This is a genomic window from Pantoea sp. Cr_R13 (assembly GCF_029222565.1).
GTDB classification, from domain to species: Bacteria; Pseudomonadota; Gammaproteobacteria; order Enterobacterales; family Enterobacteriaceae; genus Pantoea; species Pantoea eucalypti.
Map to the genome: position 1 here is coordinate 334,683 of NZ_JARHXL010000019.1, position 19,751 is coordinate 354,433.

Consider the following 19,751-nt stretch of genomic DNA (forward strand, 5'->3'; position numbering starts at 1 on the left):
GATGAGGAGTCAGGTCGCAATGGAAGGTTCAGGACCGATGAAATATCAAGTATTGATGGGCATTGCTCTGTTTTCGCTATCGGGTTCGCTGCTGGCGGCAGAATCGCTGTGTGAGCAGAAAGAGCAGGATATTCAGCGTGAAATTGGGATGGCGCAAAAGCATAACAACCAGCGCCGGGTTAATGGTCTGGAGCGCGCGCTGACCGAAGTCCGGGCAGATTGCAGCGATAAAAAGCTTGAAGCCGCCCATCTGGAAAGAATTAACGCGCAAAAGCAGAAAGTTGCAGAGCGTGAGCACGCACTCAGGGAAGAGCGTGAAGAGGGCCATGACAGGGAAAAGATTGCTAAGCGACAACAAAAACTGGATGAAGCGCGCCGGGAACTGAAAAAGTTACAGGCGGAGCCCTATTAATTGGAATTAACCAACTGATGTTAAAGGAGTATTTTATGTCTAAAGACACATCATCGGAACATTTGCGTGCTGAACTGAAAAACCTCGCCGATACCCTGGAAGAAGTACTGAGTAGCAGTACCGAAAAATCCAAAGGTGAGCTGGATAAACTTCGCAGTAAAGCGCGTGATGCGCTGGAGAGCTCACGTGAACGTCTGGGCGAATCAAGCGAGCGCATTGCTGCGACTACGCGTGAAGCGGCGCAGAGAGCCGAAGGCTATGTGCGTGAAAATCCATGGCATGGTGTGGGCATCGGTGCAGCGATTGGCGTCGCACTGGGCATGCTCATCTCGCGTCGTTAACTATGGCTGACTCACAGCATAACCACGGCCCGGCTAAAGGGGTCATTAACATCGGCCAGCGTATTGTGACCACGCTGGTTGGCATGGTCGAGACGCGTGTTCGTCTGGCAGTGGTGGAACTGGAGCACGAGAAAGCTAACCTGATTCAGCTGCTGCTGATGGTTGGCCTGACAATGCTGTTCACTGCATTTGGTCTGATGAGCCTGATGGTTCTGATTATCTGGGCAGTGGATGCGCAGTACCGCCTGATGGCCATTGGCATCACGACCGGCACACTGCTGCTGCTCGCGCTTATTCTGGGGCTTTGGACGCTGCGTAAATCACGTCAGTCCACGCTGTTGCGTCACACGCGCAAAGAGCTTGAAACTGATCGTAATTTGCTTGAGGAGCAGCGCTAATGAGCCGCCGCGAGCGTGAAGAACGCATCCATGAACTGCTTAAGCACGTGCAGCAGCAGCGGCTGGATTTAAGCGCTGCGCGGCGCGACTGGCTGGAAGGTACCGCCCATTACGATCGTGGCTGGTTCACTTTTCTCAGCTTACGTCGCTATCTGGCTATTGGCAGCAGCGCACTGGCCATCTACTCAGTTCGCAGTCCCAACATGCTGTTGCGCTGGGTAAAACGGGGATTCAGCGCCTGGAGTACCTGGCGTATGATTAAGTCGGCATTACCTCCGCGTTAATCCTGCTTAAAGCCGGTCCTGAAAAGGCCGGCTTTTCTTCATCAGATTTTCTGAAAAACACTGACAGTATATCTCGCTTACAACCTTTCCACTCCGCGACTATCATCTCCAGCCATAAACCCAATGAATGCAGCACTGCTTTCAGCGGGCATAAACCCTGTGGGCAGCTTGCCCTGCATCCCTGATAGCGCTGGAGTAAATGATGAAAAAATTCGAAGACGTTGGTTTATTAGTGGCTCGTATCCTGATGCCAATCCTGTTTATTACGGCCGGCTGGGGCAAAATCACTGGTTATGCAGGCACGCAGCAATACATGGAAGCAATGGGCGTCCCAGGCTTTATGCTGCCGCTGGTTATTCTGCTGGAGTTTGGCGGCGGTCTGGCCATTCTGTTTGGTTTCCTGACCCGTTTCACAGCGCTGTTCACCGCAGGCTTCACTATCCTGACCGCGTTTCTGTTTCACAGTAACTTTGCAGAAGGCGTGAACCAGCTGATGTTCATGAAAAACCTCTCTATCGCGGGTGGTTTCCTGGTGTTAGGTCTGGTGGGTCCAGGCGCATACAGCATTGATCGCCTGATCAGCAAAAGAAAATCATAGGCGATTGCACGCTAATCTCACATAAAGCGTAATGCCACATATACTTAGCAGGGCGGGGACATTTCCCCGCCCTGCTTGCATTGGAGCCATTATGGGACAGTTAATTGACGGTGTCTGGCATGACACCTGGTACGATACTAAATCTACCGGCGGACGTTTCAAACGTTCAGAGTCGGCTTTTCGCAACTGGGTTACGCCGGATGGCAGCGCCGGCCCGGTGGGTAAAGCGGGGTTTGCTGCCGAGCGTGACCGCTATCATCTGTATGTCTCGCTGGCCTGTCCCTGGGCGCACCGCACGCTGCTGATGCGTCAGTTAAAGGGTCTGGACAGTATGATCGATGTCTCCGTGGTGCATCCGCTGATGCTGGAAAACGGCTGGACCTTCGATGACACCTTTCAGGATGCGACGGGCGATAAGCTCTATCAGAACGAATTCCTCTATCAGCTCTATCTGCATGCCGATTCGCAATACAGTGGGCGCGTCACCGTGCCGGTATTGTGGGACAAGCAGCAGAACACCATCGTCAGCAATGAATCGGCCGATATCATTCGCATGTTCAACAGCGCTTTCGATGCGGTGGGTGCCCGTGCCGGAGACTACTATCCCGTTGCACTGCGCGAAAAGATTGATGAGTTGAATGGCTGGATCTACGACACGGTGAACAACGGCGTCTATAAATCGGGTTTTGCTACCTCGCAGTCCGCATACGATGAAGCAGTAACGGCGCTGTTCCACTCGCTGTCGCGGCTGGAGCAGATCCTGGGCCAGCATCGCTATCTTACCGGCGATCAGCTGACCGAAGCGGATCTGCGTTTGTGGACCACGCTGGTGCGCTTTGATCCCGTCTATGTGACTCACTTTAAGTGCGATCGCCACCGGATCAGTGATTACAGAAACCTGAGCGGTTTCCTGCGTGATATCTATCAGATGCCGGGCATTGCTGAGACGGTCAATCTGCCGCATATCCGTCACCACTACTATTGCAGTCACAAGACTATCAACCCGAACGGCGTGATTTCGCTTGGGCCAGCGTTTGACTGGGATGAACCGCACGGCCGCGGTTAAATGCTGCCTGCACATAGCCCGCAAAGCAAAAACCCCGCCGGGGCGGGGTTTTTGGTAAAAAGTCGACGCTGACCGTTAAGCCGCGTTCTTTTCATAGAGAGCGTCGTGGACAGTCATTCATCGCTGCCTGCACATAGCCCGCAAAGCAAAAACCCCGCCGGAGCGGGGTTTCTGGTAAAAAGTCGAAGCTGACCGTTAAGCCGGGTTCTGTCGTGGACAGTCATTCATCTAGGCCAGCAATCGCTCACTGGCTCAAGCAGCCTACCCGGGTTCAGTACGGGCCGTACCTTGTGAACCCCTATTTGGCCTTGCTCCGGGTGGAGTTTACCGTGCCACGAACTGTTGCCAGTCGCGCGGTGCGCTCTTACCGCACCCTTTCACCCTTACCTGATCCCATTTCTGGGCCATCGGCGGTTTGCTCTCTGTTGCACTGGTCGTAGGCTTGCGCCTCCCAGGCGTTACCTGGCACCCTGCCCTATGGAGCCCGGACTTTCCTCCCCTCTGCCCGTCTCCCCACAAGTGAGGACGACGACAAAGCGGCGACTGTCTGGTCAGCTTCGGCGCGGGATAATAGGACATCCGAAGGCATTTGTCACGCCTCTTGCTGCTCCAGCGCATACTTATAAAGGGCATTCTTCTTCACGCCGTGAATCTCAGCGGTCAGTGCAGCCGCGCGCTTCAGCGGCAGCTCTTTCTGCAGCAGCGCCAGCGTACGCAGCGCATCGGCCGGTAACGCATCGTCATCGTCAACCTTGTGCCCTTCAACAATCAACACCATCTCGCCTTTGCGACGATTCTCATCTTCTTTGACCCAGGCCAGCAGCTCGCCAACCGGCGCACCATAAATCGACTCCCAGGTTTTGGTCAGCTCACGAGCCAGCACAACGTAGCGCTCAGGCCCCAGCTCACTCACCATATCCTGCAGACTGTCGATCAGACGGTGAGTCGACTCATAGAAAATCAGCGTGCGTGGCTCCTGCACCAGTGCTCGCAGAGCATCGCAACGGCCTTTGGTTTTTGCGGGCAGAAACCCTTCGTAACAGAAACGATCGGATGGCAGTCCTGCGGCGCTCAATGCGGCAATGGCGGCACAGGCGCCCGGTAGCGGCACTACACGAATGCCCGCTTCACGGCAGCGGCGCACCAGATGGTAGCCCGGATCGTTAATCAGCGGCGTGCCAGCATCGGAAACTAAGGCTATGCTTTGACCCTCTTGCAGCTTCGTAAGCAGCAGCTCAGCCTTATGTTGCTCGTTGTGGTCATGAAGTGAGAAGAGTCGCGCATTGATGGCGAAATGTTGTAGCAACAGCCCGGTATGACGTGTATCTTCCGCAGCGACCAGATCGACGCTCGAAAGCACCGTCAGCGCCCGCTGGGTGATATCACCCAAATTACCAATCGGGGTTGGAACGATGTAGAGCGTGCTGGCAGAAATCTCTGCCCGATCGAGTTGTTTCATTGTTTCATCCGAATTGCCGATTTAATATTGAGCATCTTGAAAAAAACATCACTGGATACAGTATGCTTCCTTCAAAAGTCGTTCGTCATAAAGCAGGACGCTTTCTGCCTGTCATTCTTGCCGGGCTGATTTTAGCCGCATGTAGCGGTCAGGCGCCGCAAACCTCAACCGTCAATATTCAGGGGCCAGCCACCGCCAGCTCCGCTTACTATCTGCAGCAAGCGCAGCAAAGCAGCGATGATAGCAAGACCGACTGGCAATTACTCGCAATCCGCGCCCTGTTGAAGGAAGGAAAGTATCCCGAGGCCACTCAGCAACTGAGCCAGTTGCCGCAGCAGCTCTCTGAGACGCAGCAACAGGAATCTCTGCTGCTGAAAGCGCAGTTGTTGATTGCCCAGCAGAAAATCAAAGACGCTGAACCGCTGTTAGCAGCGGTAAAAACCAGCGCACTGTCGCAGGATCAGCTGGCGCGTTACTACAGCCTGCAAATTGCCAGCGCGCAGGGCCGCCCTTCACTCTCACTGCTGCGCAACTATATTGCTCAGGAACCGCTGCTGAAAGACGCCGATCATCAGAGCAATATTGACGCTACCTGGCAGACTCTGACGCAGATGTCGCCACAGGAAGCCAGCAACCTGGTGATCAATGCCGACGAAAATGTGCTGCAGGGCTGGCTGGATCTGCTCACGGTCTGGCGTGCTAATGCCCAGGATGCAGAAATGCTGAAGTCCGGCATCAAAGACTGGCAGACTCGCTATCCGCAGAACCCGGCGGCCAAAACGTTGCCGACGCAGCTGAGCCAGATGCAGAACTACACCAAAGCCTCTACCAGCATCATCGCGCTGCTGCTGCCGCTGAATGGCCAGGCACAGGTGTTCGCGAATGCCATCCAGAAAGGCTTTAACGACGCGAAGAACGGCGTATCCGCGCCGGTCGCACAGCCTGCGGCGGCAACTGCCCAGCCGGCCGCTGCGGATGCAACAGCCAGCACGCAACCTGCCGCCGCTGCGGGATCGTCTGCCGATCCGATCAGCGCACCGCAGCAATCTGCCACCACCACACCACAGCCTCAATCTCAGCCTGCTGCTGCCGCACCGGCCAGCAACGCTCAGATCAAGGTCTATGATACCAGCAGCCAGCCGATTGAGCAGGTGATGCAGCAGGCACAGCAGGATGGCGCCACTATCGTGGTTGGCCCACTGCTGAAGAGCAACGTTGAGAAGGTCGCCAACAGCCAGACCCCCTTAAACGTGCTGGCGCTCAACGAGCCGGAAAAGATCCAGAACCATCCGAATATCTGCTACTTTGCGCTTTCTCCTGAAGACGAAGCACGCGATGCCGCGCACCATATCTGGGACCAGGGCAAACGTCAGCCGCTGCTTCTGGTTCCGCGCAGCGGCCTGGGCGATCGTGTTACCAACGCTTTTGCACAGGAGTGGCAGACGCTGGGTGGCAGCACCGTCATGCAGCAGCGCTTTGGCTCGACCGCTGAGCTGAAACAGGGCATTAACAGCGGCGCGGGCATCAGCCTGTCAGGTACGCCGGTCAATGCTGCACCTGCGGCACCTGCTGAGTCGCAGGGCGTTTCCATTGCGGGCCTGACCATTCCGGCACCGCAACAGAGCACGCCTGATGTGGTCAGCACCAGCAGCGGCGGTGGCATTGATGCGGTCTACATCGTCTCAACCCAGGATGAACTGCAGCTGATCAAACCGATGATCACCATGCGCACCGGCAGTCGCAGCAACATCTCGCTCTACGCCAGTTCGCGCAGCGCGCAGGCCGGTGCTGGCCCGGACTTCCGGCTTGAAATGGATGGCCTGCAGTTCAGTGATATCCCGCTGCTCTCCGGCAGCAACCCAGGCCTGATGCAGCAGACGTCGAAGTCATTCAATAATGACTACTCGCTGGTGCGTCTCTATGCCATGGGGATGGATGCCTGGACGCTGGCGAATCACTTTAACCAGATGCGTCAGTCACCTGGCTTCACGCTGGATGGCAATACCGGCAAGCTCAGCGCCGACACGGATTGTGTGATCAACAGGAAGTTGACATGGAACCAGTATCGTCGGGGCGAAATCGCACCGGCCAACTAAATCGCCGTCAGATTGGTGCCGGGCATGAAGACGATGCCCGGCGCTATCTGGAGCAGGCTGGCCTGATATGGGTCGCCAGTAATGTTCACTTTCGCAATGGTGAACTTGACCTGATTATGCGTGACGGGCACTGTTGGGTGTTTGTTGAAGTCCGCTACCGACGCGATGCGCGTTATGGTGGCGCGCTCGCCAGCGTTACCCGGAATAAACAACAAAAGCTGCTGCGCGCTGCCGCTCTCTGGCTGGCGCAACGCGGCGGCAGTTTTGAAACAGTGAATTGCCGTTTCGACATCATCGCCATTACCGGCACGGCGCTCGAGTGGCTGCCGAATGCCTTTAATGCAGACGTTTAGAACCAGGTGGTCGTGTGCAGGAAAGAATTAAAGCGTGTTTTACCGAAAGTATTCAAACTCAGATTGCCGCAGCCGAGGCGTTGCCCGATGCCATCTCTCGCGCGGCTATGACGCTGGTGCAGTCGTTACTGAATGGCAATAAAATCCTGAGCTGCGGCAACGGTGCTTCATCTGCTAATGCTCAGCACTTCGCAGCCAGCATGATCAACCGTTTCGAGACTGAGCGCCCCAGCCTACCGGCGCTGGCATTAAGTGCGGACAACGTGATGCTGACCGCGATTGGTAACGATCGCCTGCACGATGAAATCTATGCAAAGCAGGTACGCGCGCTGGGACACGCAGGCGATGTGTTACTGGCTATCTCGACACGAGGCAACACCCGTGACATCGTTAAGGCCGTAGAAGCGGCGGTGACGCGCGATATGACTATCGTTGCGCTTACCGGGTATGATGGCGGAGAGCTCGCCGGACTGCTGGGTCCGCAGGATGTGGAAATCCGTATTCCTTCGCACCGCAGCGCCCGTATTCAGGAGATGCATATGCTGACCGTTAATTGCCTATGCGATCTGATCGATAACACTCTCTTTCCCCATCAGGAATGACTGAAGGAGCACGAATGAAAGCATTGAATGCTATAGCTATTCTGTTAATCGCTATGCTGCTGCAGGGCTGTGTCGCAGTTGTGGCAGGTGGCGCAGCCGTTGCTACCAAAACGGCTACCGATCCTCGCTCGGTAGGTACGCAGGTTGATGACGGCACGCTGGAGTTACGTGTCACTAACGCGCTGGCTAAAGATCAGCAGATTAAAACCGATGCCCGCGTTGTCGCCACCGCCTATCAGGGCAAAGTGTTGCTGACTGGTCAGGCGCCTTCGCAGGAGATCGCCAACCGAGCCAAACAGATCACCATGGGTGTTGATGGCGCAACCGAGGTCTATAACGAGATCCGCATCGGCCAGAAAGTCACGCTGGGTACCACGTCGTCAGACACCTGGATCACCACCAAAATCCGCTCGCAACTGCTGGGCAGCGATCAGGTGAAATCCTCCAATGTGAAGGTGACGACGGAAAATGGCGAAGTGTTCCTGCTGGGTCTGGTGACACCGCAGGAAGCGCAGGCCGCGGCGGATGTCGCCAGCCGCGTCAGTGGCGTGAAGCACGTTACCACCGCCTTTACCATGCTGAAGTAATACATAAAACGCAAAAAGGCGGCCATGGCCGCCTTTTTTATTGCCCGGTTTTCAGACCGGAATGTCAATGACCAGCGCGCGGGTCGCGGTTTTGGCCTTCAGCTGCAAAAGTTTCTCCTCCTGCAAAAACGCGCCATCGCCACAGCCCAGCTTCTCCTGATGCTCCGTGCCGGACATCGCCTCCAGCGAACCGTGAATTGACTGCAGATAGGCCCGCGGTCCTTGTATCCGCAGCGAATACTGCTCGCCTGGCGCCAGCTCGACCTGATGAATCCACACCTGCTGACGCAATTGCAGACTGTCGTCCGCGCCATCCGGCGAGGCTATCATCTGACACAACCGGCCTTCCGTCAGGGCAATTTTCTGCATCCTGGGATTTTCACGCTCCGGACAGGCGGCAAGCCACAGCTGCATGCGTGTCAGCGGACGATCTTTGCTCAGGTTGATTTCGGTGTAACTCACCCCCTGCTGGGCAGAGAGCAGTAGCGCCTCCCCTTCCCGTACAGTAATGGTGTTACCTTCGCTGTCGCGATATTCGGCTTCACCTTGCAGCACAATGTTCAGCACATCGACCTGAGGATAGGTACGCGGCTGAAATGCGGCGCCCGGTGCCAGTACTTCCTGGTTCAGAACACGCAGCGATGCGTAGCCCATCAGTTTGGGATCAAAATAGTGGCCAAAAGAGAAACTGTAGCGCCCCTGCAACCAGCCGAAATCGGCCTGACCACATGCGGACGCACTGCGTGTCGTTATCATTATTTACCTCCGGCATCCGGTGACGAGGATCGGCCACGGACTTTATGCACCCATGGTAAAAGTCTGGACGCCGGATTGTTAGCCAGTTAATCTGCCCGGCATGTTCAAATTTCCTGACAGAGAACCGGGATGGCCAAAGAGCGTGCGTTAACCCTTGAATCTTTACGCGTTATGGATGCGATTGATCGACGTGGCAGTTTTGCAGCAGCAGCAGATGAACTGGGGCGTGTCCCTTCTGCCCTCAGCTACACCATGCAAAAGCTGGAAGAGGAGCTGGATGTGGTGCTGTTTGACCGCTCCGGTCACCGCACTAAATTTACCAACGTGGGACGCATGCTGCTGGAGCGTGGCCGGGTACTGCTGGAAGCGGCCGATAAGCTCACCACCGATGCGGAAGCGCTGGCGCGTGGCTGGGAAACCCATCTGACCATCGTTACTGAAGCGCTGGTGCCCATTGATGCACTGTTTCCGCTGGTGACAAAGCTGGCTGACAAAGCCAATACACAATTTTCGCTGGTTACCGAAGTATTGGCAGGCGCGTGGGAGCGGCTGGAACAGGGCCGTGCCGATATCGTGATCGCCCCCGATATGCACTTCCGTGCCTCCACCGAGATCAACACCCGTAAGCTCTACACCATGATGAGTGTTTATGTCGCCAGTGCTGACCATCCAATCCATAACGAGCCTGAACCTCAGTCTGAAGTGACGCGGGTGAAATACCGGGGCATTGCAGTGGCAGATACCGCGCGTGAGCGTCCGGTGCTGACCGTGCAGTTACTGGATAAACAGCAGCGCCTGACCGTAAGCAGCATGGATGATAAGCGCCGTGCCCTGCTGGCGGGGCTGGGTGTCGCAACCATGCCCTATTCACTGGTGGAGCAGGATATCGCGGAAGGCCGTCTGCGCGTGGTGAGTCCGGAATACACTCGCGAGGTTGATATTATTATGGCGTGGCGGCGCGACAGCATGGGCGAAGCCAAATCCTGGTGCCTGCGCGAGATCCCCCGCCTGCTGGCGAAGAAAAACTAAAAGCCTATGGCCGACTCAGGCAATCCATCGCCACCGCCCGGAAGCAGGTGAAATCGGTGCAGTCCCGCAGGCGGGTCATCGCCCTTTCACGCAGGAACGTCACAAACAGATCGTATATCGCCATCGCCTCTTCATATTCACTTTTGCTGATCGCTAGCAGGAAGATGACATAGGCGGTATCGTCTCCCCAGGGAATACCGTGTGGGGCCAGCACGGTATAGACCACGGTTTTCTTTGCCAGGAGTCCCAGCGAGTGCGGCAGCGCAATGCCTTCGCCCAGCATCGTGCTGACAATCGCTTCACGCTCTTCGACCGACGGATAGAACGCCTCATCCACAAACCCCTCCTCCTGTAGCTGATCGCTCAGCTGGCGAAACAGCTCAGACCGGGTCGTCGGCTGATCCACAATATGAAAGTGCTGGGCATCAAAAAATTTCGCCAACATATAGGGCCGGGTACGATCGACCAGCACCAGCTTGCCAATCTGCTCCAGCTGAAAACCGGTGGGAAACGGTGACATCACCACCACGGGTTTCTCTTTTTCGCTGAGCCGGATGGTTGAGATGACAAAATCTTCGTCAATGCGACTGCGCGCCTCATACTCGCGCTGTGACAGGCGGGCCGTGACCTGCAACTGCGGATATTTCCGCAGCAACATCGCTTCAATCATGCGCAGCGTGGAGTTACCGCTGTCGCACACCAGCAGCACCTGTGGGTGACGCTGATAGCCCACGTCATAGTGGCGCTCCAGTCCGACACCAATATGCAGCACCAGAAAGCCAATCTCATTCTCGGTAATGACGTAAGGCGTATATTTCCCCCAGCTGGTCACCGCCGCCAGGGTGACATCATAGGCCATCGGATAGTGCTGCTTGATGTTGCTGAGCAGCGGGTTAGGGATGTGAATCTGATAGCGCACCCGGGTAATCATGGTTTTGATGTGGGTAAGCAGATCGGCTCGCAGCTGTTGATCGTTTTGCAGATTGAAGTTGTAGTGCGTGTTGATAAAGCTGAGCAGGTAATCCACCAGCGCGTCGGCGTCATCGGCATTGATGGCGCTGGGAGCGATCGCCTGAATGCGCCGCGCGGCAATGTTAACCCGCAGCCAGTTTTCTTCAGCGGGTGAAATTGGTTTGCTGACCAGTGGACGCATCAGATTAATCAGCTGATGTGCCGCTTCACGTACCTCATCGCCAATCTCCTCAGCACCGGGATCGTTAAGCGGATAACCTTCGCTGATGCGACGCACAGCAACGGCGCAATAGAGCCGCAGATAGCGTTCGCCCTCATCGCTGAGGCGAATGTTGTGCTGCGCAAAGCAGCTTTGCAGCAGCGGACGCAGTGTCTCCAGCATGCCGCTGTTCAGCGCTTCAATAGTCAGCAGCGGACTCTCTGGCATCGCCTGATCGATTTGCCATAACAGGTCGGTGAGACAGGTCCGAATCGCCACTTCGCTGCCAAATAGCTTCATGCCGTAGTGCGGTTTGCTCTCAATGGTGAGGTGATAGCGACCCAGCCACTCGCGCACTTCTGCCATATCGTTCTGCAGGGTGGCGCGGCTGACAAACCACTCTTCCGCCAGCTCTTCAAGTTTCAGTGAATAGGCAGCGGTAAGAAAACGGGTCAGGAGGTAGCGAACCCGGTCCTGCGAGGTACGCGGCACCCGCAGCGGTGAGGCAGTATGCTGCTGCAGATGCTGAAAGCGCTGAGCATCCTCAATCTTCAGTTGATAGCCCGCGCCTCGACTCAGAATAAACTGCGCGCCATGATCTGCCAGCAGCGCATTCAGCGCCGTAATATCGGTACGCACGGTGCGTGTCGAGACGGCAAAACGCCGCGCCAGCTCATCCTGAGGCAGCGTTTCGTTTTGCAGGGCATCGAACAGTTGCGCAAGGCGCTGATTGGGAAATCTCACAAGCGTTACCTGTTTGCTGGCAGAGAGTGAAAACTTCAGCCTACGGCGTTCGTCACGCAACGTCCATGCTGCACGATCCGCCTGTCAAAGGCAGATCGTGTCGATCACCGGGCCAGTACTGTTTTACAGATGGCCAGCAGCTGCTTCACATCGTCAATGCGGGTCTCTCCGCTGGCTTTGTCAATGATCGAACTGTAGACGTGCGGGATCACTTTGCTGACGTCCGCGTCCAGCGCAATGCGCACGATCTCGCCGACGTTTTCCAGATCGATGCCGCCGGTGGGCTCCAGCCAGAAATCCTGTTTTGCACAGGCTTCCGCCACAGCGCGGTACTCATCCACCGCCTGCAAACCGCCCATCGGGAAATATTTCACCGAGCTGCCACCCATATCCTGCAGCATCGCAATCGCCGTTTCGATGGACACAATCCCATCCCGCCGTTTTGCGCTGCGCGGTCCGGTAGAAATTTTTACCTGACCTGGCGTGCCGGTTGGCGAGACCAGACCGTTCACAATAGTCTGTGACTGGCCCAGCAGCGCACGACTGGTGGCGACACCGGTAAAGACCTGATTCACATGCTGCGGTTGCAGCACCGCCGAAATCTCACTGACCATCTGTGACTGATTTGGATCGCCCGCGCCCAGGCCCACCGAGAGGGCATTATCGATCAGCGCAGCATATTCACGCATATCAGCGATAGCGGCGTCATTGCTGGTGTAGTTTTTTGACAGCACGCCGACCAGCACGTGCCCTTCTGCTGCCTGCCAGATAGCACGCGCATTCTCTTTTGATCCCGCAAGGACGTTAAGGCAGAGACGATCCTGATAAAAATTAGGTGTCAGCGTCATGCGTGTTTCTCTCCGTTTAACAGTGCCTGAATGCGGGTAAAAATAGTGTGCAGTTGATCGGCGCTGACGCTGCGCACATCCGCTTCAATGATTCCTTCGTTGGCTTTATAGCCGCGGAAGTAGATCGCTACATCGCCCTTTTTCAGCGCCTGCACCAGATCGCCGGTGCGTTGCTGGATCGCGGCTTCATCGAACTTCATTTCAGCGCGGGCGATATCGCGTCCGGCACTGTCCCACACGACGCGGGCCGTCACGCCGTTCAGGCTGTTAAGCTGTTCAATAAACGGCGTCATTTTTTCCACCATCTGTGCGCCGCTGATTTTTGGCTGTGACAGATAGTTTTCAATCGCCTGGGTCAGCCCCAGAATCCCCTCTTTGCCCACTTTCATTGCGCGGCCAATACCGTTGGTCTGGCGTTTGACCCACTCAACGTAGTGGTGTCTGCCAATCACCAGCCCGCTGGTCGGCCCTTCAATCGCTTTTGCGCCGCTGTAGATCACCAGATCGGCTCCCGCCTGGTAATAGCATTGCAGATCCTCTTCTGCTGCCGCATCGACGATCAGCGGAAGGCCATGCTCTCGCGCAACTGCCGCGGCCTGCCCGACATCAAGATGGCTCTTCTGTACGCAGTGGTGCGATTTCACATAGAGGATCGCCGCCGTCTGTGGCGTGATCGCCGCCGCCAGCTGGGCAGGTGAGCATTCGTTGCTGTAACCCGCTTCCACCAGTTGCCCGCCACCCAGCGCCACCATGCTGCCGACCGGCGCGCCATAGTTCACGTTGTGCCCTTTCGGCACCACAATCTGGTGCGGAACGGTCAGCGGTGTGGCGTGCAGGTTATCCACCAGCCAGTCGTTGTCTTTTACAATCACCGCCGCCACGCACTGGGCGATTCCGGCCGAGGCGCAGGAGACCACCAGCGCGTTCTCCACTTTCAGCAGACCGGCGATATACGCACCGGTCTTATCCACCAGATCTTTCATTTCGAAGTAGTGATCGAGGCCATACTTCACCGTATCGACCACGTCACTCGATGGGGTCGATACGCCGAGGATCGTCATACGGCCAGAGGCGTTAATCACCGGCTTCAGGCCATACTTTTCATAAACCGAGGTCATGCGCTATTCCTTCTTCAGTGGCGATCCACGTACCAGCGACCACCGCCGCCAGCGGAACCAGATGCTTCTCACCGGCGACCTCTTCACCTTCGGAATCGATAAAGGGCCGGGTTTCCTCTTTGATGCTAAAAACAGTCAGATCGGCGTCGTAGCCGACTTTCAGCTGGCCTTTACGCAGCAGGCGCAATCCGGCGGCCGCGTTCACCGTCACGCAGTCGATGACCTGCGGCAGCGTCATGCCGACGCTGAAAAATTTCGACATCACATGCGCCAGGCTGTGAACCGGCCCGGCCAGACGATTGCGGCAGTAAATGTCAGAGCTGATGGTGTCGGGCAGAATGCCCTGCGCAATCGCCACCCGGGCGACCTCAAAGCTGAAGCTGGCGCTGCCGTGGCCGACATCAAGTTTTACGCCGCGCGCAATGGCATGTTTAACCGCTGCTTTAAGTTCACCCTGCGGCGTCAGGATGCGGTTGGGTTTGCCATTAAAGCAGTGCGTGATGATGTCGCCCGTGGTGAGCAGATCGGCAATCTGGTCAAGATTGGGCGGATTATTGCCAATATGAACCATCAGTGGCAGACCGCCGCTCGCCTGCTGAATAGCCTTCGCTTTTATCAGCGGCTGGACGCCGTTCTGACCGACCACGCTGCTGCTGATGCGCGCCTTAAGGCCGACGATAAAATCGGGCAGTCGCGCTACAGCCTGCTGCACCGCCTCCCCGTCTATCTGCGTCATGTCGGCCAGCTCATTCTGGGTGACGATGCCGGTGCGGGCGATATTAATCAGCGCATAAACCTGGGTCTGTGCCACGCGCGTCAGCTGGTAGAAATCATCGATGTGCTCTGCGCCGGTGCTGCCTGCATCAACCACCGTGGTGACACCGTGTGCTACGCCAATCGCGTCCGCTTCATCATGATAAAGGGGCGATTTGGGATAGCAGTGAACGTGGGAGTCGATCCAGCCCGCGCTGAGGTAGAAGCGACCCGCCAGATCGCGCTCGCGCCGTGCCGTGCCCTGCACGTTGCCCACGGCGGCGATGCGGCCATCCTGCAGCGCAATGTCGACCACCTGCTCATCGCTAAGGCGCGCATTGCGGATAATCAAGTCGTACATGGTTTCTCCTTAACGGCAGCCCGCTGCCGGGCTGCCGGTGAGATCAGAGAGCAATCGGGAACAGCGCACCCAGGATCATCGCGCCGAGAATCGCACCGCCGGTGATCGGCTTGTTCCAGAGATAGAACAGCAGCGCACCCAGCAGCGAACCCAGACCAATCGGAATGGAGGCCGCCACGGCGGACAGGATAATCAGCGGACCCAGAAAGCGCCCTGAGGCATTACCTGCTCCCATCATCACGTCTGCGCCGTAGGTGGAGTCGCTCTGATTGATAGTGAATTTACGCGCCAGAATAATCAGGTAGCCAATCGCCACACCAATCACCAGCCCCGTTGCCAGCGACGCTGCGAAGTTTGCTACCGGAAAGACGATGCCCGCGCCCAGCAGCAGTGCCGGCACGCCCAGGCCGACGCCGGTCTGAATCGCCCCGCCGATATCCAGAATGCCCACCAGTGAACCTTCAATAATGCGGGCAAACAGGAAACTGGCACCAAAAGCGGCGACTGCGCCGTAGACGCCGGTCTCCATGCCTGCGCGCAGCATCGACACAAATGCCACTTCGTTGAACGCGCCGATACCGTAGAGGTAATACATGTGCGTCCCGGCAAAGACGCCAGACGAGAGCAGGCCAACAAAGATCGGGAAAGACCAGTCGGCATACCAGAAGCCTTTATTTTCGTTCATCGCATCGCCTCTTATTTGCCGCTGACTGAGTTGTGGATCATGTCGAGCCAGCCGGGAATGCCGAGCTGGAAGGACTGCAGCAGCTTCATATCGAAACCACGGAAGAAGCCGCTCAGCACAAACAGCAGCACGATAGCGGTCATCATCACTTTGGTAACCCGATTCCAGCCGCTCTCTTCCACCCCTTTGCCGATCAGGATACCCAGCACCAGCCCAGGCACGGCGTTGCCCATGATTAGCTGTGCCAGACCGCCAAAAATGGTGGCCCAGAAGCCTGACTTTTTACCTGCGTCGATTGCTGCCAGCCAGAAGATTACGGGCATCACCGTGTTCACCAGCAGGTTAGCGGCGGGCACCAGCACTTTGACTGCGGTAACCTGCAGCGCAGCGGGAACAGCGGACGCGGTAGAGTTGAGAAAGGCAACGACGATCATGCCGATAATGCCGCAGGCGATGGCCATTTTTTTCGGGTCGTGCAGCGTCTCTGCCACATTACGATTCTTCACCATCAGAGCGGCCGCGCCCCAGTTTGGGATGATGCGGTGATCGACATCCTGCGTGAATGAACCGGCTGCAACCGACGATGCCCAGGCATTGAAAAAGAAGCCAAGACCAAAGGAGAAATGAGAGGCCGGATCGCCTTCGCACGAGTTCAGCTCGCCCAGCGTACGAAAGGCGCCCATGCCCTGGGTGGTGGGCGCGTGGAACATGCGTGCAGCACCCGCCCCCACACCCACACCGACCAGTCCGCCAATGATCAACGACTTAAACAAAATGATTAAAAACATGTTGTTGTACCTTGTTGTCGTTTTTACCCATCCTGCCTCAGCGCCCGCGTCGCTCCGGTCTTAGCGTCGCGCTATCGCGACAGCTGAGATTCGGTTCAGTAGCGGGCTGATGTAAACAGGTTCTGTTTTACGATGCCGCCGTAAACGTCACCCGTTCGGTGTCGAAAACGGTGACGCTGACGGTGATCTCCAGGGTGACGCTGAAGCTTCGCCGCTGACGTGCCAGAAAGAAGAAGAGAAACTTCTCGGTTTTGACGCTCTCCTGCGCGCGCAGCACCCGGACATCCTGCGGTTCGATGCGCAGCAGAATTTTTTGCGTCGCGCGCAGAACCTGGTTTTGCACCCGACTCAGCGCGTCTGCAAAGGCTTTCGCTTTGGTATCGCCTTTGCCTTCGACCGTCACCTGAGTAACGTATTGTTCTTTCATAATCAGCTGCCGTGCTTCTTGTTCCAGGCCTGCACCAGCCGCTCGCCTAACTCTTCTTTATCCATGAAACCAAAACCCAGTACCGTGGCACCTTCATTAATGGCGGTGACGCCCTCATCGATAGAGCGCATACCATGCTTTGCTTTGTAGCCATATTTGTTCTGGGCGGTAATGGCGCCAGCGCCGCCGCTGCCGCAGAAGGAGATACCGAAATCGGCATTTTCTGCCTTCATCACGTCACCCAGTTTCATATCAGCCGCCACACCGGGTACCACAACGGCACGGCCACCTGCTTTTTCGATGCCAATAGCCACTTTCTGGCCTTTACCTAAACGATCGCCAATCACTACTGTTACCATGTTGCGTTCCTCTCTAGTTGTTTGATCGCGCGACTTCAATATGCACTGACAGCAGCCAGGCCTCTTCCCGGGGGAGATTGCCAAACAGATCGACCACCTGCTGCGCCAGTGCCACGGTTTCCGGTGGAATATCTTCAAACAGCTCCGCTTCCACGTCCGGCAGCGGCTCACCGCTCAGCGAGCGTGACGCCATGGCGCCGACATGGGACTGCAGCATCTGCTGCTGGACCGCGTTGGGCTGAATGCCATGCTGCTGATAGATCGCCACGATCTGCGTCATTACGCTGTCAGCCAGTTGCTGCACTTTCTCCGGTGGCGCTTCATACACCGGGACGCCCTTATTGCTCACCTTGCTACTCCTGTTAAACCGGATAATTCGCGTTAGAAATAAATTAACGATCATCACCCCGGCTGTGGAGAGGCAACATTTCCAGCAGTAAGTGGAAATTGAAGTGAAGGTTGTGCGTCAGATCGCAGCCTGCACGCTTAGTGCGACAGGCATCGCATAATGCGCAAAATGCGGGTTTTAACAGGTAAAGACGACGATGTTGTGCGGCGACAGGCGCGTTGCAAGAGGCTTTACGGCGCGGTAATAAGCAGAAGTGATGGTAAAAATCGCCGGTCGGGGTGACCGGCGATCTGATTAACGGAATTTCTTATGGTTGGTATTGCGGATGTCATCAAATTTAGCGGCTTCGCGCTTAGCACCATCCACGTTGTTGGCTTTCGCCAGTGCACTGACCACGTCGATCTGCGCAATCAGCGAATCGAGGCCTGCATGGTAATCTTTGACCTGCGCGCTGTCAGCAGGCTGACCTTCCAGCTTATCCGGCGTTGATTTTTTGGCATCCTGCGCCGCGGCACGCATTTTAGTTAACGCCTGCTGCATCTCCTGAGCATTGTCACTTTTCTTGACGATTTTCAGATTCGCATTCAGCGTGTCCATATCCTTTTCCAGATCTGCCGCATAGAGACTGACGCTGGAGAACAACAGAGAAGCCGACAACATTGCAATCACATGCTTACGCATCATTATTTCCTTTTTATTGTGATGAAAAAAAGCAGCCTGCAGGCTGCTTCAGAAATCCATCTTATTGTCCCGCTATTTTCATCTCAGGCAGTAATACTGAACCGCACTGGATATTACTGCGGGTTTCAATATCGTCACCAATGGTCACCATGTTGCGCCACATCTCTTTGAGATTTCCGGCGATAGTGACTTCGCTGACCGGGTATTGAATAACACCATTCTCGACCCAGAAACCGGCTGCACCGCGTGAATAGTCGCCGGTAATGGCGCTGACGCCCTGGCCCATCAGTTCAGTCACCACTAATCCGGTGCCCATCTGCTTCAGCAGTTCGTCAAAGCTGTGTCCCTGGCCCGCAATGCGCCAGTTATGGATGCCGCCAGCGTGACCGGTGCTGGTCAGGCCCAGTTTACGGGCTGAATAGCTGGTCAACAGCCAGGTCTGCAGCACACCATCTTTGATGATGTCGCGCGCCTGAGTTCGCACACCTTCGCTGTCGAATGGCGTGGAGGCGAGCCCTTTCAGCAGATGCGGCTGCTCATTAATAGTGAGCCACTCCGGCAGGATCTGCTGCCCCATGGAATCCAGCAGGAAGGTCGATTTACGGTACACGCTGCCACCGCTGATCGCGCCCACCAGATGACCAAACAAGCCGGTCGCCACTTCAGAAGCAAAAATCACCGGGGCTTTCATGGTCGGCAGTTTACGCGGAGCCAGACGGGAGAGCGTCCGGCGGGCGCACTCTGCACCTACCCACTCCGGACTTTTCAGATCCTCAAACGCACGGCCAATGGTATAGGCGTAATCGCGCTCCATATTGCCATCCTGCTCGGCAATGACGCTGCTGGAGAGTGAGTGGCGGCTTGAGCAGTAGCTCTGCAACATACCGTGGCTGTTGCCAAAGACTTTAATGCCGACGTGGCTATTGAAACTGCCCCCTTCAGTGTTCGTAATACGCTTGTCTGCACGCAGCGACGCCTGCTCCGCCTGCGCAGCAAGTTCAATGGCGCGGTCGGCGTCAATCTCCCACGGATGGTAGAGATCCAGGTCCGGCGCATCATACGCGAGTAACTCCGCGTCAGCCGGGCCGGCAAACGGATCGGGCGACGTGTAGCGCGCAATATCAATCGCCGCCTGCACGGTGCGTTTGATGGCGTCCGGACTGAGGTCGGTCGATGAGGCGCTGCCTTTACGATTCTGATGATAGACGGTGATGCCCAGCGCACCATCGCTGTTGAATTCGACGTTTTCCACTTCGCCATAGCGGGTGCTGACCCCGATGCCGGTAGTTTTACTTACTGCCACTTCCGCGCTGTCAGTGCTTGCTTTAGCCAGTTCAAGTACCTGCGCAATGGCCTGCTCCAGGACTTTTCGCTGTTCTGCAACCTGAGTAGATACGTTCATCGACCTGCCCATAATCTTATGTGTGAATGATTTGAGTCTATCAGAGTCAGAGAACAATTTCGCAGTCACCCGATAAACTGGTAC

At 56.3% G+C, this 19,751-nt stretch carries 24 protein-coding genes and 1 other RNA gene; 11 read left to right on the forward strand and 14 right to left on the reverse strand.

The annotated features are described in order from the left end of the window. Positions 1–37 precede the first annotated feature (37 nt). The 6 genes from P2R09_RS21040 (at position 38) to P2R09_RS21065 (ending at position 3,099) form a co-directional block, all read left to right on the forward strand. Positions 38–412: a DUF1090 domain-containing protein gene (locus tag P2R09_RS21040; protein ID WP_033743157.1), complete on the forward strand. Its 375-nt coding sequence runs from the start codon at positions 38–40 to the stop codon at positions 410–412. A gap of 35 nt (positions 413–447) precedes the next feature. After that, positions 448–753 carry a YqjD family protein gene (locus P2R09_RS21045; RefSeq protein WP_275772557.1) on the forward strand — a complete coding sequence of 102 codons (306 nt, stop codon included), beginning with the start codon at positions 448–450 and terminating at the stop codon, positions 751–753. A 2-nt stretch (positions 754–755) separates the two neighbouring features. Beyond that, positions 756–1,151: a phage holin family protein gene (locus tag P2R09_RS21050; protein WP_275772559.1), complete on the forward strand. Its 396-nt coding sequence runs from the start codon at positions 756–758 to the stop codon at positions 1,149–1,151. After that, the gene (locus P2R09_RS21055; protein ID WP_275772561.1) at positions 1,151–1,435 is read left to right on the forward strand and encodes a YqjK-like family protein; all 285 of its coding nucleotides are present in this window, start codon (positions 1,151–1,153) and stop codon (positions 1,433–1,435) included. The genes P2R09_RS21050 and P2R09_RS21055 overlap by 1 nt, the downstream gene beginning before the upstream one ends. Positions 1,436–1,637: 202 nt before the next feature. Then, entirely contained in the window at positions 1,638–2,033 is a 396-nt protein-coding gene (locus P2R09_RS21060; RefSeq protein WP_008925770.1) for a DoxX family protein, read from the forward strand. A gap of 91 nt (positions 2,034–2,124) precedes the next feature. After that, on the forward strand, positions 2,125–3,099 hold the full coding sequence (locus P2R09_RS21065) for a glutathione S-transferase family protein (RefSeq protein WP_275772563.1): 975 nt from the start codon (positions 2,125–2,127) through the stop codon (positions 3,097–3,099). Between the two features lie 180 nt (positions 3,100–3,279). Here P2R09_RS21065 and rnpB read toward each other — a convergent pair. Both rnpB and rsmI read right to left on the reverse strand, forming a co-directional pair. Next, positions 3,280–3,658, reverse strand: an RNA gene (rnpB, locus tag P2R09_RS21070) — RNase P RNA component class A. Positions 3,659–3,691: 33 nt separating this feature from the next. After that, the gene (gene rsmI, locus P2R09_RS21075) at positions 3,692–4,558 is read right to left on the reverse strand and encodes a 16S rRNA (cytidine(1402)-2'-O)-methyltransferase (protein WP_275772565.1); all 867 of its coding nucleotides are present in this window, start codon (positions 4,556–4,558) and stop codon (positions 3,692–3,694) included. 62 nt (positions 4,559–4,620) lie between these two features. Between rsmI and P2R09_RS21080 the strand changes: the two genes are divergently transcribed. The 4 genes from P2R09_RS21080 to dolP are packed head-to-tail and all read left to right on the forward strand — an operon-like array spanning position 4,621 to position 8,196. Then, a complete protein-coding gene (locus P2R09_RS21080; RefSeq protein ID WP_275772567.1) occupies positions 4,621–6,654 on the forward strand; it encodes a penicillin-binding protein activator in 2,034 nt (677 codons plus the stop codon). Further along, on the forward strand, positions 6,612–7,007 hold the full coding sequence (locus P2R09_RS21085; protein WP_140034121.1) for a YraN family protein: 396 nt from the start codon (positions 6,612–6,614) through the stop codon (positions 7,005–7,007). The genes P2R09_RS21080 and P2R09_RS21085 overlap by 43 nt, the downstream gene beginning before the upstream one ends. Before the next feature lie 14 nt (positions 7,008–7,021). Beyond that, positions 7,022–7,609, forward strand: a complete 588-nt coding sequence (diaA, locus tag P2R09_RS21090; RefSeq protein WP_003855538.1) for a DnaA initiator-associating protein DiaA — start codon at positions 7,022–7,024, stop codon at positions 7,607–7,609. Positions 7,610–7,623: 14 nt separating this feature from the next. Beyond that, entirely contained in the window at positions 7,624–8,196 is a 573-nt protein-coding gene (gene dolP, locus P2R09_RS21095; RefSeq protein WP_275772571.1) for a division/outer membrane stress-associated lipid-binding lipoprotein, read from the forward strand. A 51-nt stretch (positions 8,197–8,247) separates the two neighbouring features. Here the strand turns inward: dolP and P2R09_RS21100 are convergent, their stop codons facing one another. Beyond that, complete coding sequence (locus tag P2R09_RS21100) at positions 8,248–8,952, reverse strand: pirin family protein (protein WP_275772573.1); 705 nt, start codon at positions 8,950–8,952, stop codon at positions 8,248–8,250. A 129-nt stretch (positions 8,953–9,081) separates the two neighbouring features. Here P2R09_RS21100 and P2R09_RS21105 point away from each other — a divergent pair, with 129 nt between their 5' ends. Then, positions 9,082–9,981 (forward strand): LysR family transcriptional regulator, encoded by a 900-nt coding sequence (locus P2R09_RS21105; protein WP_003855535.1) that lies wholly within the window; start codon positions 9,082–9,084, stop codon positions 9,979–9,981. A 4-nt stretch (positions 9,982–9,985) separates the two neighbouring features. On the opposite strand, the gene P2R09_RS21110 is transcribed toward P2R09_RS21105, so the two are convergent. The 11 genes from P2R09_RS21110 to pmbA form a co-directional block, all read right to left on the reverse strand. Then, entirely contained in the window at positions 9,986–11,896 is a 1,911-nt protein-coding gene (locus tag P2R09_RS21110; RefSeq protein WP_003855534.1) for a PRD domain-containing protein, read from the reverse strand. A gap of 104 nt (positions 11,897–12,000) precedes the next feature. Then, positions 12,001–12,744, reverse strand: coding sequence for a KDGP aldolase family protein (locus tag P2R09_RS21115; RefSeq protein ID WP_275772577.1), 744 nt, complete (start codon positions 12,742–12,744; stop codon positions 12,001–12,003). Beyond that, positions 12,741–13,862, reverse strand: coding sequence for a DgaE family pyridoxal phosphate-dependent ammonia lyase (locus P2R09_RS21120; RefSeq protein ID WP_275772579.1), 1,122 nt, complete (start codon positions 13,860–13,862; stop codon positions 12,741–12,743). Before P2R09_RS21120 ends, P2R09_RS21115 begins: the two co-directional genes overlap by 4 nt. Beyond that, complete coding sequence (locus P2R09_RS21125) at positions 13,846–14,976, reverse strand: amidohydrolase/deacetylase family metallohydrolase (RefSeq protein ID WP_275772581.1); 1,131 nt, start codon at positions 14,974–14,976, stop codon at positions 13,846–13,848. Before P2R09_RS21125 ends, P2R09_RS21120 begins: the two co-directional genes overlap by 17 nt. Positions 14,977–15,019: 43 nt before the next feature. Then, complete coding sequence (locus tag P2R09_RS21130) at positions 15,020–15,661, reverse strand: DUF4310 family protein (RefSeq protein ID WP_275772583.1); 642 nt, start codon at positions 15,659–15,661, stop codon at positions 15,020–15,022. An 11-nt stretch (positions 15,662–15,672) separates the two neighbouring features. Beyond that, positions 15,673–16,449: a DUF4311 domain-containing protein gene (locus tag P2R09_RS21135; protein WP_008925780.1), complete on the reverse strand. Its 777-nt coding sequence runs from the start codon at positions 16,447–16,449 to the stop codon at positions 15,673–15,675. Positions 16,450–16,576: 127 nt separating this feature from the next. Continuing rightward, complete coding sequence (locus P2R09_RS21140; RefSeq protein WP_008925781.1) at positions 16,577–16,876, reverse strand: DUF4312 family protein; 300 nt, start codon at positions 16,874–16,876, stop codon at positions 16,577–16,579. Between the two features lie 2 nt (positions 16,877–16,878). Further along, on the reverse strand, positions 16,879–17,235 hold the full coding sequence (locus tag P2R09_RS21145) for an SFCGS family glycine-rich protein (RefSeq protein ID WP_003855529.1): 357 nt from the start codon (positions 17,233–17,235) through the stop codon (positions 16,879–16,881). Positions 17,236–17,248: 13 nt separating this feature from the next. After that, on the reverse strand, positions 17,249–17,584 hold the full coding sequence (locus tag P2R09_RS21150; RefSeq protein WP_275772589.1) for a glycine dehydrogenase: 336 nt from the start codon (positions 17,582–17,584) through the stop codon (positions 17,249–17,251). A gap of 294 nt (positions 17,585–17,878) precedes the next feature. Then, a complete protein-coding gene (cybC, locus tag P2R09_RS21155) occupies positions 17,879–18,265 on the reverse strand; it encodes a cytochrome b562 (protein ID WP_275772833.1) in 387 nt (128 codons plus the stop codon). A 61-nt stretch (positions 18,266–18,326) separates the two neighbouring features. Continuing rightward, on the reverse strand, positions 18,327–19,679 hold the full coding sequence (pmbA, locus tag P2R09_RS21160; RefSeq protein WP_275772591.1) for a metalloprotease PmbA: 1,353 nt from the start codon (positions 19,677–19,679) through the stop codon (positions 18,327–18,329). Positions 19,680–19,751: the final 72 nt, after the last annotated feature.